At 31.2% G+C, this 17620-nt stretch carries 15 protein-coding genes; 5 read left to right on the top strand and 10 right to left on the bottom strand.

Annotated elements, in window-relative coordinates; genetic code table 11:
- Nucleotides 1-238: 238 nt before the first annotated feature.
- The gene (locus JBL43_RS12865; protein ID WP_233098770.1) at nucleotides 239-892 is read right to left on the bottom strand and encodes a YceI family protein; all 654 of its coding nucleotides are present in this window, start codon (nucleotides 890-892) and stop codon (nucleotides 239-241) included.
- A gap of 175 nt (nucleotides 893-1067) precedes the next feature.
- Between JBL43_RS12865 and JBL43_RS12860 the strand changes: the two genes are divergently transcribed.
- The 3 genes from JBL43_RS12860 to JBL43_RS12850 are packed head-to-tail and all read left to right on the top strand — an operon-like array spanning nucleotide 1068 to nucleotide 3665.
- Complete coding sequence (locus tag JBL43_RS12860; protein ID WP_198841812.1) at nucleotides 1068-1703, top strand: DUF4159 domain-containing protein; 636 nt, start codon at nucleotides 1068-1070, stop codon at nucleotides 1701-1703.
- Nucleotides 1687-2622 carry a bile acid:sodium symporter family protein gene (locus JBL43_RS12855; RefSeq protein WP_198841811.1) on the top strand — a complete coding sequence of 312 codons (936 nt, stop codon included), beginning with the start codon at nucleotides 1687-1689 and terminating at the stop codon, nucleotides 2620-2622. Before JBL43_RS12860 ends, JBL43_RS12855 begins: the two co-directional genes overlap by 17 nt.
- 2 nt (nucleotides 2623-2624) lie before the next feature.
- The gene (locus JBL43_RS12850) at nucleotides 2625-3665 is read left to right on the top strand and encodes a lysophospholipid acyltransferase family protein (RefSeq protein WP_198841810.1); all 1041 of its coding nucleotides are present in this window, start codon (nucleotides 2625-2627) and stop codon (nucleotides 3663-3665) included.
- Nucleotides 3666-3675: 10 nt separating this feature from the next.
- On the opposite strand, the gene JBL43_RS12845 is transcribed toward JBL43_RS12850, so the two are convergent.
- The 4 genes from JBL43_RS12845 to JBL43_RS12830 are packed head-to-tail and all read right to left on the bottom strand — an operon-like array spanning nucleotide 3676 to nucleotide 9287.
- Nucleotides 3676-5010, bottom strand: coding sequence for a carboxypeptidase-like regulatory domain-containing protein (locus JBL43_RS12845; RefSeq protein ID WP_198841809.1), 1335 nt, complete (start codon nucleotides 5008-5010; stop codon nucleotides 3676-3678).
- Between the two features lie 47 nt (nucleotides 5011-5057).
- A complete protein-coding gene (locus tag JBL43_RS12840; RefSeq protein WP_198841808.1) occupies nucleotides 5058-7979 on the bottom strand; it encodes a serine hydrolase domain-containing protein in 2922 nt (973 codons plus the stop codon).
- Nucleotides 7980-8010: 31 nt separating this feature from the next.
- Entirely contained in the window at nucleotides 8011-8499 is a 489-nt protein-coding gene (locus JBL43_RS12835) for an ABC transporter ATPase (protein WP_198841807.1), read from the bottom strand.
- An 11-nt stretch (nucleotides 8500-8510) separates the two neighbouring features.
- A complete protein-coding gene (locus JBL43_RS12830) occupies nucleotides 8511-9287 on the bottom strand; it encodes a 3'-5' exonuclease (protein WP_198841806.1) in 777 nt (258 codons plus the stop codon).
- Between the two features lie 294 nt (nucleotides 9288-9581).
- On the opposite strand from JBL43_RS12830, the gene JBL43_RS12825 reads away from it, so the two are divergent.
- Nucleotides 9582-10418 carry a transglutaminase domain-containing protein gene (locus JBL43_RS12825; RefSeq protein ID WP_198841805.1) on the top strand — a complete coding sequence of 279 codons (837 nt, stop codon included), beginning with the start codon at nucleotides 9582-9584 and terminating at the stop codon, nucleotides 10416-10418.
- Between the two features lie 153 nt (nucleotides 10419-10571).
- On the opposite strand, the gene JBL43_RS12820 is transcribed toward JBL43_RS12825, so the two are convergent.
- Together JBL43_RS12820 and JBL43_RS12815 are read right to left on the bottom strand one after the other, a co-directional pair.
- Nucleotides 10572-11912 (bottom strand): dihydrolipoamide acetyltransferase family protein, encoded by a 1341-nt coding sequence (locus JBL43_RS12820; RefSeq protein ID WP_198841804.1) that lies wholly within the window; start codon nucleotides 11910-11912, stop codon nucleotides 10572-10574.
- A 145-nt stretch (nucleotides 11913-12057) separates the two neighbouring features.
- The gene (locus JBL43_RS12815) at nucleotides 12058-12474 is read right to left on the bottom strand and encodes a hypothetical protein (RefSeq protein WP_198841803.1); all 417 of its coding nucleotides are present in this window, start codon (nucleotides 12472-12474) and stop codon (nucleotides 12058-12060) included.
- Nucleotides 12475-12670: 196 nt separating this feature from the next.
- Here JBL43_RS12815 and JBL43_RS12810 point away from each other — a divergent pair, with 196 nt between their 5' ends.
- A complete protein-coding gene (locus JBL43_RS12810) occupies nucleotides 12671-15307 on the top strand; it encodes a DEAD/DEAH box helicase family protein (RefSeq protein WP_233098769.1) in 2637 nt (878 codons plus the stop codon).
- On the opposite strand, the gene hemF is transcribed toward JBL43_RS12810, so the two are convergent.
- Genes hemF through JBL43_RS12795 form a run of 3 tightly spaced genes read right to left on the bottom strand, consistent with a single transcriptional unit; the run spans nucleotide 15308 to nucleotide 17596 of the window.
- Entirely contained in the window at nucleotides 15308-16210 is a 903-nt protein-coding gene (gene hemF / locus JBL43_RS12805; protein WP_198841801.1) for an oxygen-dependent coproporphyrinogen oxidase, read from the bottom strand.
- A gap of 55 nt (nucleotides 16211-16265) precedes the next feature.
- Complete coding sequence (locus tag JBL43_RS12800) at nucleotides 16266-16820, bottom strand: GNAT family N-acetyltransferase (RefSeq protein WP_198841800.1); 555 nt, start codon at nucleotides 16818-16820, stop codon at nucleotides 16266-16268.
- Nucleotides 16820-17596, bottom strand: a complete 777-nt coding sequence (locus tag JBL43_RS12795) for an EI24 domain-containing protein (protein ID WP_198841799.1) — start codon at nucleotides 17594-17596, stop codon at nucleotides 16820-16822. Before JBL43_RS12795 ends, JBL43_RS12800 begins: the two co-directional genes overlap by 1 nt.
- Nucleotides 17597-17620: the final 24 nt, after the last annotated feature.

The following is a 17620-nucleotide window of genomic DNA, read 5'->3' as shown; positions in this document are numbered from 1 at the left end:
CTATTAAGTTGGCCAGATTCAATTTCTTCAACCAACTGAAGCTTGAAAGAAAGCGAATAATCTTTTTGGCTACGCTTTACGTAACCCGTCTTTGCTATTGTTTTCATTACACTATAGTTTTAGTGCATCGCTATTTCAGGACGGGACAATCTTTACGCAAAAAAAAACATCACAGGTTTGTGATGCTTTTTTAATATTGAATAGTTTTTACGTGAAAATCAGTTAAAAACTAATTAAATTATTTTGATGCTTTTACCTCAACTTGAAGTTCAATATTATCTTCAATTAATTTGTCTTTTGCTAAGTCAGCAAATTTTCCAGATTTGTATTTGATATCCCATTCTGTTCTATCAATCGTAAAAGGCTCGCTTTTTAAAGAAACTTCTGTATCACTAACAGTAATTACTGCTGGAAACTCAATGTTTTTCTTTATATTTTTTACTGTTAAGTTACCCTTTACAAAAGTTTTACCATCTTTTTCTTCAACTCCTGTTATAGCAAAAGCACTACTACCATGATTTTCCACATCAAAAAAGTCTTCACTTTTTAAATGCCCAGTTAGATTACCATTTTTTTCGGCATCTTCTATATCTAAGACTGTTATAGAATTCATATCAACGATAAAATTACCTCCTACAAGTTTACCATCTTGCACTGAAAAACTACCATCAGACATTTTAATAGTACCATTATGTGTACCCGTTAATTTAGCTCCTTTCCATGCTAAAGTTGAACCATCAGCATCTGCTTTATATACTACTGCTTCTCCTGTAGTTTTTGCAACCTCCTCAGCCTCTGAAGCTTCCGTTTTATTTTTTGCATCTTTACATCCTACCATTGCTAATCCTATAAATAGTACTGTAGCAACTTTAAAAATTTGATTTTTACTCATAAATTTTCTATTTGTTTTGTGGAAATCGTGATTTTTCTTTGAAAAGTTCATTTTATTTTAGTTTATAAATTTAGAAGAACAAAAATACAAAAGTTACCACAATAAACAATATTCCCTTATTAACATTGAGTTAAGCAAAAAATTAATAGATTTGTAGATACACGTTTCGTAATTTATGCTTAGATTTTTATTTTTATTCCTATTTTTAAATGCTTCTGTCTATGCACAAGAAGTTGGTATTTTAAAATATAAAGGAGGAGGAGACTGGTATGCAAACCCCACGGCAGTACCTAATTTAATAAAATTTAGTAACGAAAATATAAATACAATTATTACTGAAAAGCCTGAATCAGTAGAAACCAATAGCATTGATATTTTTAATTACCCCATTTTATTTATGACGGGGCATGGCAATGTCTTTTTTGACGATAGTGACATTGAAAATTTAAGAAAATATTTGACTTCTGGAGGCTTTTTACACATTTCTGATAATTATGGATTAGATAAATATATCAGGACCGAACTAGAAAAATTATTTCCCGAATCTAAATTACAAGAAATTCCATATACCCATCCCATTTATAATCAGACATATACGTTTAAAAGTTTACCTAAAATACATGAACATGACGGTAAACCTGCACAAGGTTTTGGTTTATTTATAGAAGGAAGGTTAGTTCTTTTTTATGATTACGAAAGTGATTTAAGTGATGGCTGGGAAGATGAAGTCGTACACAACAACCCAGCACCTGTGCGAGAAAAAGCTCTGCAAATGGGTGCTAATATTATTGAATATGTTTTTAAACATTAACATCAATGAACATGTTGACAAAGTTCAAATAAACTTTGATAGTGGTGGACTATGGGTACTGAATATTACCTTAGCCATCATTATGTATGGTGTTGCGTTAGGTATTACAATTGATGATTTTAAACGTTTATTTAAAAATCCAAAAATTGTATTAGTTGGTATTTTTAGTCAATTTGTGTTATTCCCTTTAATAACATTTATTTTAGTTTACTTCATAAATCCTACACCGAGTATTGCATTAGGAATGATTATGGTTGCCGCCTGTCCCGGTGGTAATATCTCTAACTTTATGACACAATTAGCAGGTGGTAATGCTGCATTATCAGTTAGCTTAACTGCATTTGCTACTTTAGTTGCCGTATTAATGACACCAATTAACTTATCCTTTTGGGGCAATCTATACGAACCTACTTCACAAATATTAAGAACAGTTCAATTAGATCCGTTTACGCTTGCTAAATTGGTTACCCTTATTTTAGGAGTCCCGCTAATTTTAGGGATGTTAACTCGCAAATACTATAAGAACTTAGCGTTTAAACTGGCAAAAATATTAAGACCCGTTTCTATTGTTATATTTTTAATTTTTATAATAATTGCATTCTCACAAAATCTTGATGTCTTTTCTGAATACATCCATTACGTGTTTTTTATTGTTATTTTTCATAATATTATGGGGTATCTTGGAGGATTCTATTTCGCTAAAGCAATGCGTCTCAATTATTATGATCAAAAAACATTGGCTATAGAAACAGGTATTCAAAATTCAGGTTTAGGTTTATTATTATATTTTAATTTCTTTAACGATCTTGGCTTGGGTGGAATGGCTCTTTGCATTGCCTTTTGGGGTATTTGGGATATAGCTTCTGGATTGGGACTTGCCTATTATTGGTCATTAAAAACAACTAAAATAACCACGTGATTTTGAAACGAATTTGGTATCAATTAGTTAAGGTTTCTATAAGTACAGGGCTTTTCTTTTACTATAAAAAAATAGTAGTAAAAGGCAAGAGTAATATCCCCAGAAAAGGAGCCGTCCTAATGGTCGCCAACCATAAAAACGCTTTAATTGACCCATTGCTCATTGCCACAACCTCACCAAGAGACATTCATTTTTTAACTAGAGCTAGTGCATTTAAAATTGGTCTTGTTAAGTGGATTTTATCTACTGTAAATATGCTACCAATTTATCGGTTAAGAGATGGTAAACAAGCATTAGCTAAAAACGAAGCTATTTTTAATTATTGCTTTGATCTTTTTAACAAACGGAGATCTTTACTCATATTCCCAGAAGGCACACATGATATTAGACGGTGGGTTAGACCTTTAAGTAAAGGATTTACAAGAATTGCCTTTGGTGTTTTTGAAAAGCACCCTAACGTTCAACTATTCATTATTCCCGTAGGATTGAATTATACCAATGCTGACAAATTCGGAGAAAGTGTTTCTATATATTATGGAAAACCCGTACTAGCTAATGATTTTTATGACAAAAATGATTTTAACAGCTCTGCCCAAAAATTAAAAGATGTTGTTAGTGAAAAAATGAAGGAATTGACAACACATATTGAAATTGAAAATTATGATGAAACATTAGAAAAATTAGGTGGCGTCAATTTTTTACAGCCCGAAATTGTTAATAATAAAATATTACATTCCGATTTTAAAAAACAAAGTAGTACCAAGAATTTAAATGATAAGGATACATCTATTTATTGGAAAATATTAAAACGTATTGTTACTTTAAACAGTTTTATACCAATGTTAATTTACAAAGCCATTGAACCTAAAATACAAGAAGCAGAATTTGTAAGTAGTACAAAGTTCGCAATAGGTATTACTGCATTTCCTTTATTTTATAGTTTACAAACTTTATTAGTTCATCATTTTTTTGGTAGCCAAGTTGCTTTACTATATCTAGTAACAAGTATTTTATTAGTTTTACTATTGGCTAAAAGTAAATAAATGTATAATACTAATAATCAAATTTCTTATACTTATTAATTTTTGTACTCTCTAAATCTTTCAGATCAATACTAAAAACTTTTGGCGAAGACAGTTTACTAAAATTACTTGGCACAGAACCTCCTAGAATATATAACTTGTTTTTATAATAGTACATTTCTGGCGACTTTAATCTTAAATTGATGTGGTATTGATTCAATTGTTTTGTTTCAGTATTATACGTTGCAAACACATTATCGTCAAAAATATAAATGACAGAACCGTCCGTAGCTAAACCAGGTCTTTCCATTCTTTCAAATAATTTACCAACTTCTTTCCATTTTCCAGATATTAAGTCTAAGGTTTCAACAGCGTTTAGAACATTATCTTTATACCCTCCAAATAGATAATAATTATTCTTAACTAAAACCCCCTTTGTTTCTTTACCCAACAGCATGTCATTTAATTCGTACCAATACCCTGATTCAGAACTATAAACATGTGTTTTATTGCTATATATTTTAGTTCCACTTGTTTTTACTTTAGTTGATCCACCTAATACAATAAGCTTATTATCAAATACAAAAGAAGCTGCATTGATAGCTTGATGCGGATTAGAATTATCTATTAAAATTTCATTTGTTTTTATATCAAAACGCTCAATTTTATCATCTAAATATTCTAGCTTTCTATTCCTTGATAATCGCTTACCGCCATGAATGTATATTTTACCTTCAAAATAATTTAAATTGTGATACGCACGTTCTCTAAATTGCAATTCAGGATATGTCCATTCATCCTTTTCAATATCATAAATTTTAAGATTACTATCGTACTTTTCAAACGAAGCATTTATATCTTTAAAAAGACGTCCAGGATTTTCCATTTCCAAGGCTCTTAGACTTTGGTTCATAAGATAAGATTTATCTCCTCCAATAATATAAATTTTACCATTAACCAAAACAGAGCCAAAAGAGTGAATACCATTATTTACTGAGGTTAACTCATTAAATTCTAAACTATATTTTAGCTTTCGTTCAACTGAAATATTTACTTCGTTAAGTTGTTCCGTATTCCTTTTAAGATGAATTGTTACTTTACCATTAGAAAAGCTACCAAGCGAATAATTTGCTGTAAAATACCCCACATAAGAAAAACTAATACTGTCGTTCTTATTAAAAGATTTATTTGATTCTATGAAAAATTCACCTTGATTACTAGTTGTAGTTCCCTTCTCTATATTTTTAATATAGACATTAACATTTTCTAAGGGTTTGTTGCTTATCTGATCTAAAACAACACCTTTAATTTGTTGTCCGTAACTATTTATAGTTACAAGTAAAAGTAACAATAATACGTTTTTCATAGTTTTTTAATTTTTATCAAAACACCACAAAAGATAAACTATCGAATCTACTCCTTTACAATAGCATCTTGTATAATTTGTTGAGCAATGGTTCTAATATTATGCTTTACCAAACCTGAATTTCCAGCAGTTGGGTACACTCTATTTGATAAAAATACATATACCAGTTCACTCTCAGGATCTGCCCAAGTATACGTTCCTGTATAACCACTATGCCCAAAGCTTTTTGGTGAAACACAGCCACAAGATGCCTTTACTTTTGGGTTTAATTGAGGCTTATCAAAACCTAAACCTCTGCGAACGTTGTTTTTTGAATAGTATCTTTTGTTAAACATTCTCAATGTTTCTGCCTTAAAATATCGCTTTCCTCCATAATAACCTTCTTGCATGTACATTTGCATCATTTTGGCAACATCATTAGAATTAGAAAACAAACCTGCATTAGCATTAACGCCACCAAACATGGCCGCACCTTGATCATGTACATAACCACGTAATAACTGATTTCTAAAATACAAATCACGCTCAGTAGGTACTATTATTTTTTCAGAAAATTTCTTTAACGGATTATACGTTAATGTAGTAGCACCTAAAGGTTTATAAAAAAAGGTATCATCCAATACATCCATCGTTTGTTTATATTCTTTTGTAAAATAATCATTAAATAGATAAAAGACGAGCCCACTATATTTATATCGTTTTCTTGTCAATAAAGGAGCATCTGCAATTGCCTGATACATACTATCTTTATAATCCGATCTTAGATACAGTTTATTGGCTACTTTAATAGAAAAATCTTTTGAACTCGCATGTCTATAAAACTTGTCAGACGGTTTTTTAGTAGCACTATCCATCGTTTTTAGATAATAGGGTATCCACGATCGTAAGCGACCATAATGCGACAAAGCTTCCTTTACACTAATATCCTTTTTATCCGTATTATTTAAAATTGGAAATAATTTAGCAAGTGGTGTTTCTAAATTAAACTTACCCTCCTCTTCCGCTTTCATAATTAGTGGCAAACCTCCTAAAATTTTAGTGATTGAAGCCAAATCATATAAATGGGTATTCTGAACTCTAGTTTCTTGCTTATCGGTGTGATATCCAAAACTTTTTCTATAGATTACTTTCCCTCTTCTTGCTACTAACACTTGCATGCCTGGTGCCATTTTTTCTTTTACAACTTCTTGAGCTAAAGAATCTATACGTTCTAGTTTTTTAGTATCCATACCCACACTTTCAGGTACTCCGTAAGACAATCTGTATAAATTACTAGAATTTATACCAGACCCCACTTTAAAATCATTATGAATAGAAACCGGCAAGCGACCTTTTGCACTTAACGCTCCAAATATTTGCTGAGCAGATATATCTTGAGAAATGATACTATTTTGATAAGAAACAAAAACACTCTCAATATTGGTAAACGTCTTAATGTCTAGTAAACTATAAGCACTTGCAAATACATCTAAAATAACACGATTATTTCTTGCAATTTCTTGTAACCAAACCAATTCTTTATTACTGAATTTAAAACCCTTCCAAGGACTTTCGTTAGATTTATGATAACCTATAATTACCAAGTTATAGTCTTTTAATTTTTTGATAACATCATTAAGGTTTTTACCAGAAACTACATCTACTTGCGTATAATCATTTAACCTGTTGATAAAAGTAGTATTATCGTCATCACCCAATTTAACATAAGCAATTTTGGCTTCAGCCAAATCTTTTACAGGAAACAAGTCCAACTCATTCTTTAATAACGTAGTTGCATTTTCTACTAATTTATAATGTAAAACTTCAGCATCTCGTCCATTTAAATCCTCATTTAAATTTTTCAACTCAATGGGTTTGTAATTATTTAAACCTGCCCAGTATTTAGCTTTCAAAATCTTTTTAACAGATTCGTCCAAACGTTTGGTGGTTATCACACTATCTGTGACCGCTTTTTTTAATTTTGTAATTGATTCAGGTATATCTAAAGGCATCAATAAAATATCATTACCTGCTTTTATAACCTCTAGGTTAATTTCAGCCGGACTAGAGAAATTTGCAGCACCTTTCATATTTAAGGCATCCGTAAAAATTAAGCCTTTAAATCCCATTTTTTCTTTCAACAAATCAGTTACAATACTTTTGGACAAAGAAGAAGGTAATGCCGTATTAGGTTCATATTCTGGTACACTTAAATGTGCAACCATAATACTGGCCAAACCGTTTTTAAACAATTCTCTGTAAGGATATAATTCTACAGAATCTAATCTTTGTCTTGAAAATGGTATTGTAGGTAATGTCAAATGAGAATCTGCATCTGTATCTCCATGACCTGGAAAATGTTTTGCATTCGCCAATACATTTTGGCTTTGCATACCTTTAGTAAACGCAACAGCTTTTGACGCTACATTTCTAGGATCTTCACCAAAAGAACGGTTCCCGATTATCGGATTAGCAGGGTTTATATTAACATCAACCACTGGAGCAAAATTCACATGAATACCCAAACGGCTATGGTGTTTACCTAACATTTCACCAAATTCTTCTATTAAACTTTCATCTTGAATAGCCCCCAACGTCATATTCCAAGGAAAACGATAGGTATTATCCAGTCGCATATCTAGTCCCCATTCTCCATCAAAACCAAGCATTAAAGGAATTTTTGAAATTTTCTGAAAATTATTGGTCATCTTCGCTTCTTTTTCAGGAGTACCTTGAAAAAACACCAATCCACCAATATGGTATTTATTTATCAATTCAGTAACATCAGCTTCATGTTGAGCGTCTCGGTTAGAATATGCTGGTATCATAAAAAGTTGACCAATCTTTTCGTCAATGGTCATTGATTTCATAATACTATCTACCCAAATATTTTGCCCATAGGTATCCTTTTTATCTAAAGGACTTTCTTCTTGAGCATTAATAAAAGTAATAAAAAAAACAAAAATTAAAGGGAGAATTCTGATATTCATAAAAGCGTAATATATTTTATATTCAAATTATTTAAGAGACTAAAAATTTGGCGTGCCAGCTTTTGCTTGCTTCAACTTCCCAAGCAGATGCCAAATCTGCTTTAGAATTAATCATATTATTAAAAACAATAGTATTAGCATTAATTTTATTTGCGGCAACATACTTCTTAAAATCATTTAAGCCAACAGTATTAATATTAGTGCCATCTTTAAAAGAAACGTTCATTTTATTTAATAAATCAACATCAAAAGCCTTTTCAATTTCTTTGATGATATGTACTGAACTGTCTATTGAACAGCCTGAAACTTCATTTACGTTTTCATCAACAGCCAAAATAATAAATTGATTGTATTCAATTTTAAAAGAGGCCGATAAATCATCACCATGGCGTTTCCAATTATTGACAAAATTCCTCAAATACTCTGAAATTTGATCAACTTCAGATTGATTTAATGTTCTGTCTGCTTGATAAACCCATACTCTTGAGGAGTCTGCCAACATATCAAATTCTATAAACATGGTTTTATTTATTAAAATAATTTATTATTCAAACTACGTAATTTAATACCTGTCAATACTTTTTTTGTGTAGAGCGGAAAATCAGCATTTTGAATCCAAGAATAATACCCCTTGTCTTTTGCTAATACCTCTGCTACTTTTTTACCTTTATATTTACCAAAGGTGAAAATTTCTTCGTCTTTATCATTAAACATAATAAAACCTGCGAAGTCAGCTCTTTTATTATGTGTAGAAAATTCATGTAAAAATTTCACATCATTTTCTAAATCATCATACATGTCTAATTGTGCCTTTAAAATTTCATAGGTTGCATTAGTATCTGCCTCTGCCGAATGAGCATTTTCCAAATCTTTATCACAATAATAGTTATAGGCAGCACTTAGGGTACGTTGTTCTTTTTTATGATAAATCACTTGTACATCAACCCCTACTCTATTATTCATATCAAAATCTATACCGACACGCAAAAATTCTTCAGCTAATAACGGAATATCGAATCGATTTGAGTTAAAACCAGCCAAATCACAACCATCAATCAATTGATTAATTTCTTTAGCTAATTCTGCAAAAGTAGGCTCTGTTACCACTTTTTCATTGGTAATACCATGAATAGCAACCACCTCAGCAGGAATTTCCATTTCAGGATTTACCAACCACGTTTTACTTTCTTTATTACCGTTTGGAAACACTTTTAATATTGAAATTTCCACAATACGGTCTTTAGCAATGTTGATTCCTGTTGTTTCAAGATCAAAAAATACAATAGGTTTTTTTAGTTTTAATTCCATAATTCTTGTTAGAAATATTTTGGTAATTGGTTAAGTAGAATGTTTAAAAACCAAAGATACAATTTGTAACAAGAAATCATATTATTTAACATTTTGATTTCTTATTTAATTTTGAATAAATTTAATAGCTCTTCTACTTACAAAGAATTGAATAAAATTGGGTTAACAACATTGCTAATAACGATTATGAATAGATATTTTTTCACATTATTCCTTCTTTTCTGTATTTCTTCTTTCTCTCAAACAAATAGAGTTAGAGATTTAGCATTTGAAATCTCAAAAAAAAATCTAGACATGTCCGATTTAATTTCATTTACAAATGCAAAATTTACGGATAGTATCGAAAAAGCAAAGTTTATCTATTATTGGATTGGACTAAACATCAAGTATGATGATAACTTACTAGAAAAAAAATCTTCTTTACGTGAGAATAATAATGAATATTCTTATAATTATTACCCGAGACAAATCTTTGAAATGAAAAAAGCAGTTTGTTACGGCTATTCAAAATTATACGAATGGTTTTTAACTGAACTAGGCATTGAATCAGTTATTATTTCAGGATACATTAGAGATGAAAGAAATCATTATGTTGACCTAAGATATGACTCAGATTATACTCATGCTTGGAATGCCATTAATTTAAATGGAAAATGGATACTAATTGATTCGACTTGGGGAACTTCATTAAACCAAGAAGTGTCAGATTTTTATTTTGACATGGCACCTGAAAGAGCTATAATAACTCACTATCCCGAAAAAAACAAATGGCAATTATTGGATAAACCATTATCATTACAAGAATTTAATGAATCTAAATTTATTAATCCAATATGGTTCAAGGTTGGTTACTCTGATATTCCTAAAATCAAGAATGATAGTAAGTATTATTATTTCATTTTCAAAAGCAACCCTAATGAAGAATGGTTAGTCAATTTACTTTATAGTGTGGATAATGTGAATTTTTACAAACTCAGAGAATTAAACAAAGTAATTCAAGATGATTATACCATCTTAAGATTTTATAAATCCATAATACCTAAAAAAACTTATTTCAAGGTCAATTTGTATAAATTAGTTGGTGAAAATTATACTTTAAAGTATAAAGATGTAATAAATTTTAAGATGTAATAATTCTTTTACAAAAAATTTTATCATCCATATATTGTTTCATTTAGAATAAATTTAATAATTAAAATTAAAACAATATTAATTTTACATCAAAAAAAATGCTGAGAATAAATCCCAGCTTTTTTATACTTTATAGGTAAATCAGTAATTAATCTAAAACTCCCTGTTTACATCAAACTCTTCCAAATATTTAGCAACACGTTGTATAAACATACCCCCCAAAGCACCGTTAACCACCCTGTGATCATAAGAATGTGATAAAAACATTTTATGCCGTATACCAATAAAATCACCCTCAGAGGTTTCAATAACGGCAGGTACCTTACGTATAGCACCCAATGCTAATATTGCCACTTGTGGTTGATTGATAATAGGCGTACCCATTACACTACCAAAACTACCTACGTTTGTAACCGTATAAGTACCTCCTTGTGTATCGTCTGGTTTTAATTTACCTGTTCTAGCCCGTAAAGCTAAATCATTTACCGCTTTGGTCATACCCATTAAATTCAACTGGTCGGCATTTTTAATTACGGGGACAATCAAGTTTCCATCTGCCAAGGCAGCAGCCATGCCTAAATTGATATTTTTCTTTTTAATTACGCGATCACCATCAACCGAAATATTAATCATCGGAAAATCCTTAATGGTTTTAGCAATAGCTTCCATAAAAATAGGTGTAAAGGTTATTTTTTCTCCTTCTCTTTTTTGAAAACTATCTTTAACCTTGTTACGCCAGTTTACAATTTTAGTAACATCAACTTCAATAAATGACTGTACATGAGCTGAAGTCTGCACAGAATTTACCATGTGCTGAGCAACCAATTTACCCATTCTGGACATTTCTATAATTTCATCTTGACCATTAACAGAAACTGGAGCGGCAGGTGTTACTGGTTTCTGAGAGTGAACTGGTGTTGCAGTCGCAATTGTTTTGGTTTCAACACCATTTGCAGGTGTATTTCCTCTATTTTCTATATAGGCAAGAATATCATCTTTAGTAACTCGATTATCCTTACCGGTTCCAACGATGGATTCTAATTCCGTCATTGAAATATTTTCTTTTATAGCTATCGTTTTCACTAAAGGTGAATAGAATTTACCGCTTGGTGAATCTCCAATGGCAGCAACAGCTTCTTTTACAGCTGTTACTTCGGCAATAGCATTTTCAATAGCTTTAACTTCCTGAGGCTCTTCAGTTTTTACTTCAGGTGCACTTGTTGCCACAGTAACATCTTCTGTTGCTCCATTTCCTGAAATTTCTATAATAGCAAGTGTTTCTCCTACTTTTACAACAGCATCAACATCATATAACCTTTCAACCAAAATGCCTTCAACTTCACTTGGCACTTCAGAATCTACTTTATCTGTTGCAATCTCAACAATTGCTTCATCTAGCTCAATAGTGTCACCTACTTCCTTTAACCATGATGTAATTGTTGCTTCTGCAACACTTTCGCCCATTTTAGGCAATTTAAGTTCAAATTTAGCCATCTAGTAAACAAATTTTAGAGTCCTGCAAAGGTATAAAAAATAAGAGGCAAAGTTACTAATTCGGAATTTAATACTAAATCATCACGTAAAAAAAAGACCGTCTTAGCAATTGCCAAGACGGTCCATAAATATGTTTAAATGCTAATTATTGCATCATCTTTTTTGTAAGTTCTTGTAACTCTTCTGATTTAGCAGTCATGTAAGTTGTAAGCTTTTCAGCATCAGCACCAGTAATTTTACCAGAAACCTCTTGAGCTTTAGTAGCTAAATCTTGACCTTTTTTACCTAAGTCAGCAAAAGCAGTCATGTCTTTACTCTCTACAGCTTTTTTATAGTCGGCTATATAAGACTCATAACTATCAACATAAGCTTGTACATCTGAATCACTAAAGCTTGGTACTCCATCTGTTGATTCAGCAGCTGGTGCCTCTTCAGTTTTTTCATCAGTTGTAGCAACTTCTTCAGTTTTTGTTTCGTCTGCTGCATCTTTCTTTGCCTCTTCTTTACAAGATGTTAATGTTAATGCTGCAATCATTGTTAAGCTTAAAAATACTCTTTTCATAATTTAATGGTTTTTGTTTATTAGTTGAGACAAATCTAAATACAATTCTAGTTTTAAGAACACCTGAATAAAGGGGTTTTTACTTTTTTCAAGAATTATGCTACAAAAATTGATTTATTACTGCCAAATTAAGTCAATAGAACGCATTTGTTTGTCGTTTATTGTAATAGCTTTGAAAAATTTTAAAATTACCCCCTTGCAAACCAATCTTTTTAAAAAATTAAACTTTATATATCCATGGAGAAGTTATCAAGAAAAATTTTTAACTAATTTTTCTACTCATATTTCTGATGACCATTTTCATGTTATTGCTCCACCAGGTTCTGGAAAAACAGTATTAGGGTTAGAAATAGTAAAAAGAATTGGTAAAAAGACCTTAGTACTTACACCTACGTTAACGATAAGAAATCAATGGGAAGATAGACTACAACATTTTTTTACCACAGATAAAAATTTCAAATCAGTATCTTTTGATATTAAATCATTATATGAAATCACTTTCTCTACTTATCAATCATTACATAGTTTTTACAAAACCTTTGAAAACAAAGAAGACTATTTTAACTATTTTAAAACCAATGGCATTGAAACCATTGTATTAGATGAAGCTCATCATTTAAAAAATGCCTGGTGGAAATGCCTATACGATTTAAAACAAAGTTCATCACATACCATTGTTGCCCTTACTGCTACCCCACCCTATGATAGTGACCGATCAGAAATCACAAAATACTTTCAGCTTTGTGGCGAAATAGATGATGAAATTGCGACTCCTGATTTAGTGAAAGAGCAAAATTTATGCCCACACCAAGACTATGTCTATCTATCTAAGCCGAGCGATATAGAGATTAATTACATTGTTAATTTCCGAAAGGAAATTGCTGCATTTATCGATGAATTAAAAACAGACGAAACTTTTAAATTATTTTTACAAGACCATCGTTTTTATAAAGATCCATCTCGCTGTATTGATGAATTGTATGGCAATCCCGAATTCTTTTCTGCAATTATAATTTTCCTAAAATCTACTGGAGAAATTATCCCATTCGAAAAAATTCAAATATTAGGTTTTGAAAATGAAAAAGATGTTGAAATTCCTCCCCTTACAAATGATTGGGTTGAACTATTATTACAAAACATTTTAGATGATCGATTAAACCTACTTGATTACGAAGCTTATCTTTTAACTATTGAAAAAAGACTTAAAAAGTTAAACATCCTTGATAATAATAAAGTAAATTTCATTGGTAATAATCGTATTTACAAATCGCTCTTTAGCAGCCCTAGTAAATTAAAAAGTATTGTGAAGATTATTGATCATGAATTCCAGCACCTTGGTAACCAATTACAAAGTGTAATACTTACTGATTACATACGAAATGAGTTTTTAAACACACCCAAAAACATCATTAAAAGCATTAATAAACTTGGTGTTGTACCTATTTTCCAAAACTTAAGGGTCTCTATCGAAAATAAACATATGCTTGCTGTTTTATCAGGAAGTTTAGTCATTATCCATGCGAATCTATTGGCTGAATTTTATTTATATGAAAATGAAGATGATTATACGATAAAGCCACTAGAGTGCGATGCAGAATATGTAATCATTTCTGGAAAATCAAGTTCAAAAAGTCACTTGGTAGCCGCTATTACCAATTTATTTGAAAAGGGAAAAATAAAAATACTTGTAGGCACAAAGTCATTGCTTGGAGAAGGCTGGGATGCTCCTGCAATTAACACCTTAATATTGGCATCTTTTGTTGGTTCGTTCGTAACCTCAAATCAAATGCGTGGGCGAGCAATTCGATCTCAAATTAATAACCCCTCAAAAACAGGTAATATTTGGCATTTAGCGTGCATAGATCCTACCATTAAAGACGGAGGTAGAGATTTAGAAATACTAAAACGAAGGTTTGATGCTTTTTTGGGAATATCAAATACAGAAGAAAACTATATTTCAAATGGTTTTGAACGTTTGGCTTTACCTAAAAACATTACACTTGAAAATGTTGATTCCATAAACATCAACACCTTAGAAATTGCAAGTAAACGTGAGGATATTTCTAAAAAATGGAATGCAGCCATTTTCACAGGGAATAAATTAGGTAGAGAAATTAAGCTATATTTTCAAGGTAAAAAGCCTTATCCAAAACAAAAGAAAATCTATTTTAACGACGCGGTAAAATACACCTTTGTAGAACTGACTATTACACTCTCTTTTTTCTTACCTGAGTTTTTATTAAAAAATTTACATTTACTTATTAGCAAAGGCGTACTCTATTTTGTGTATACTACGCTAGCCTTTTTAGGACTTAATTTTGGGCAAAAAGCTTATAAAGCTATAAAGTTGTATTTACAATATGGTATAATTCATAAGGACATAGAGAAAATGGCAAATGCTATTATGGACACCTTATATGAATTACACCATTTTACCACAGAGAAATCAACGATTAAAATAATTACAGATTTACTACATCAAGGAGATGTTACTTGCTCCATCCAAGGTGCAAACCAGATAGAAAGCACTTTGTTTATCAATGCCTTGAACGAAATGTTACAACCTATTGAAAACCCACGCTATGTAATTGTAAAAGATGTTTGGTATCGTAAGAAGTTAGATATTCAAAACTACTTTCCAGTACCACAACTATTTGGCGATAAAAAGGAACGTTGTGAAATTTTCTTAAAAAATTGGAGTGATCATATGGGCAAGTCTAACGTCTTTTACACAAGACATTTAGAAGGTCGAAAAATGCTTGTTAAAGCAAGGTTATTTCATATTAGTGGAGCTATTAAAGAAGTAACTAAAAAGTCAATAATCTGGAAATAACTATACCCATTCTTTAGGGTTTTCTAAAACTTTAAGGACTTTTTCTTCTTCGCTACCTTTCTCAGGCGTATGATTGTATACCCATTGTACATGTGGTGGCAAACTCATCAAAATACTCTCTATACGTCCATTCGTTTTTAATCCGAAAAGAGTTCCTTTATCATGCACTAAATTGAACTCTACATAACGTCCACGTCGAATTTCTTGCCATTTACGTTGTGCTTCCGAATAGGGTAATTCTTTTCGTTTTTCTACTATAGGTACATAGGCTTCTAAAAAACTATCTCCAACTTCAGTTACATAGTTATACCAGTTTTGCATGGACATTACCTCTGTTTGTTTACAATAATCGAAAAACAAACCTCCAATCCCCCTAGCCTCATTGCGATGGGTATTGTAAAAGTATTCGTCACAGCGTTTTTTATATTTAGGATAGAATTCAGTGTTATGGGTATCACATGCTATTTTACATACTTGATGAAAGTGTGTGGCATCTTCTTCAAATAAATAGTATGGGGTTAGGTCTTGCCCACCACCAAACCAAGAATCGACAATTTCACCATCTTTGTTATACATTTCAAAATACCGCCAATTAGCATGAACCGTTGGTACAAAAGGATTTTTAGGATGCAACACGAGACTTAATCCACATGCAAAAAAATTAGCTTCTTCCACTCCAAAATGCTGTTGCATTGTTTTAGGCAATTCGCCATGGACGGCTGAAATATTAACTCCTCCTTTTTCAAAAACATCACCATTTTCTATGACTCTTGTTCTACCGCCACCACCTTCTGGTCTACTCCATAGGTCTTCTTTGAATGTAGCATTACCATCTACTTCTTCAAGCTTAGAAGTTATGGTGTCTTGTAACTTCTGTATGTAATTGTAAAACTTATCTTTCATATCCTTTATTCTAAACAAACTAATATCAACTTCTTCCAATTTATATTAATTGATATTATTTATTTTTTTCAAAACGCCCAATATAGGCTTCATATAATTCCATATCAATTGGTTGTTCACCAACAGGAGTAAATTCATTTTCAAGTGTTCTAATCCAGTTAAATTTACAGTTCTCAGCCACTTTAACACTTGCTAAATTGTCTTTATGTGAAATAATCTGCAAGGTTTCTAATCCTAAGGTTGTAAATGCATAAATTAATAATGCTTTAACTGCTTTTGATGTTAATCCCTGACCTTCATTAGCATAACCAATACAATACGCAAATTCTCCTTGTTTCTTCTCCCAATCTAATTCTTTAATCCCTATTATACCAACAAGTTCACGATTGTTTGAATTTTTTAGGGTAAAAATAAATTCTTGTTTTTGCTGAAATTCCTTCACTTTTTTTTCAACATATAATTGAGACAGAGTAGGGTTCAGATTTTGGGCTAATGTACTTGGAAAGTATCGTTTTAAACGTTCTGAATTGGACACCACTAAGTCGCAAATTTTCCATGCATCTCCGCTGTGTATTTTGCTAACTTCAAAACCATCAAATTGTGCAATCATTAAAACTTAGTTTTATTATTTGAGATTAGACTATTTTCATTTATACGGGTAACTGTACCAATTGAAGCGGCTGTAACTGAAAAAGGTAACACTAAAATAATTCCTATCACAGGAATCATCAAAAATAACATAAATACAATACCATTACCTAAAGCCAAACCTTTATTTTGCTTTACAAAAAGTAGGCTTTCTTTATATTTAAAATGACGCTCTAATGTGTAATCCATATTTCCGAAACCAGCATAATAAGCCTGAATTAAGAAGAGCACTATTGTTGTAAAAATGTTGATTACCGGAATAAAACTCAATAACAAAATAGGAATAGTAAATAGTAGTTCTTTACCTAGATTTCTAACATTTATTCTGATACCTCTCCATAACTGATTACTAAAAGTTGTTTCTCTATGGTGATGAATTTCTGATAATGGCACTCCGGAAAGATGGGCTTCAATCTTTTCTGAAACGGGACTCATAAAAGGAGCCGATAATGCCATGATGATGTGTTTATACAAAATCAATCCAAGTACGGCAATTGATAACCCTCCTATAAAACTACTTATTGTTGTAAAAGTTTCCTTGCCCCACTCCCATCTCCATATCTTCGCGATATAGTAACCGATGTTATCTGATAACGTATAGGCTAAGAACCCAATTATCAATGCTGTAAAAATGCTTATTATTATAGGGATGAAGAAATATTTCCAAAGTTTTAATTTAGAAATTAAACCGAAAGATTGGGTATATGCCTGAATGCTTTTAAAAATATTCTTTATCATTTACAGCATTATTACGTGTCAAAA

Origin of the sequence: Aureibaculum flavum, assembly GCF_016406085.1 — a bacterium.
GTDB lineage: Bacteria > Bacteroidota > Bacteroidia > Flavobacteriales > Flavobacteriaceae > Aureibaculum > Aureibaculum flavum.
Note: the sequence above shows the minus strand (reverse complement) of the source record. Positions and strands in the feature narration are given on the sequence as shown.

What these genes read in the sequence shown, in the direction of transcription:
- hemF (WP_198841801.1), bottom strand. Translation starts at nt 16,210, where the DNA reads ATGAAAGATAAGTTTTACAATTACATACAGAAGTTACAAGACACCATA.
- JBL43_RS12860 (WP_198841812.1), top strand. Translation starts at nt 1,068, where the DNA reads ATGCTTAGATTTTTATTTTTATTCCTATTTTTAAATGCTTCTGTCTAT.
- JBL43_RS12820 (WP_198841804.1), bottom strand. Translation starts at nt 11,912, where the DNA reads ATGGCTAAATTTGAACTTAAATTGCCTAAAATGGGCGAAAGTGTTGCA.
- JBL43_RS12795 (WP_198841799.1), bottom strand. Translation starts at nt 17,596, where the DNA reads ATGATAAAGAATATTTTTAAAAGCATTCAGGCATATACCCAATCTTTC.
- JBL43_RS12815 (WP_198841803.1), bottom strand. Translation starts at nt 12,474, where the DNA reads ATGAAAAGAGTATTTTTAAGCTTAACAATGATTGCAGCATTAACATTA.
- JBL43_RS12865 (WP_233098770.1), bottom strand. Translation starts at nt 892, where the DNA reads ATGAGTAAAAATCAAATTTTTAAAGTTGCTACAGTACTATTTATAGGA.
- JBL43_RS12855 (WP_198841811.1), top strand. Translation starts at nt 1,687, where the DNA reads ATGTTTTTAAACATTAACATCAATGAACATGTTGACAAAGTTCAAATA.
- JBL43_RS12835 (WP_198841807.1), bottom strand. Translation starts at nt 8,499, where the DNA reads ATGTTTATAGAATTTGATATGTTGGCAGACTCCTCAAGAGTATGGGTT.
- JBL43_RS12845 (WP_198841809.1), bottom strand. Translation starts at nt 5,010, where the DNA reads ATGAAAAACGTATTATTGTTACTTTTACTTGTAACTATAAATAGTTAC.
- JBL43_RS12800 (WP_198841800.1), bottom strand. Translation starts at nt 16,820, where the DNA reads ATGATTGCACAATTTGATGGTTTTGAAGTTAGCAAAATACACAGCGGA.
- JBL43_RS12830 (WP_198841806.1), bottom strand. Translation starts at nt 9,287, where the DNA reads ATGGAATTAAAACTAAAAAAACCTATTGTATTTTTTGATCTTGAAACA.
- JBL43_RS12840 (WP_198841808.1), bottom strand. Translation starts at nt 7,979, where the DNA reads ATGAATATCAGAATTCTCCCTTTAATTTTTGTTTTTTTTATTACTTTT.
- JBL43_RS12825 (WP_198841805.1), top strand. Translation starts at nt 9,582, where the DNA reads ATGTCCGATTTAATTTCATTTACAAATGCAAAATTTACGGATAGTATC.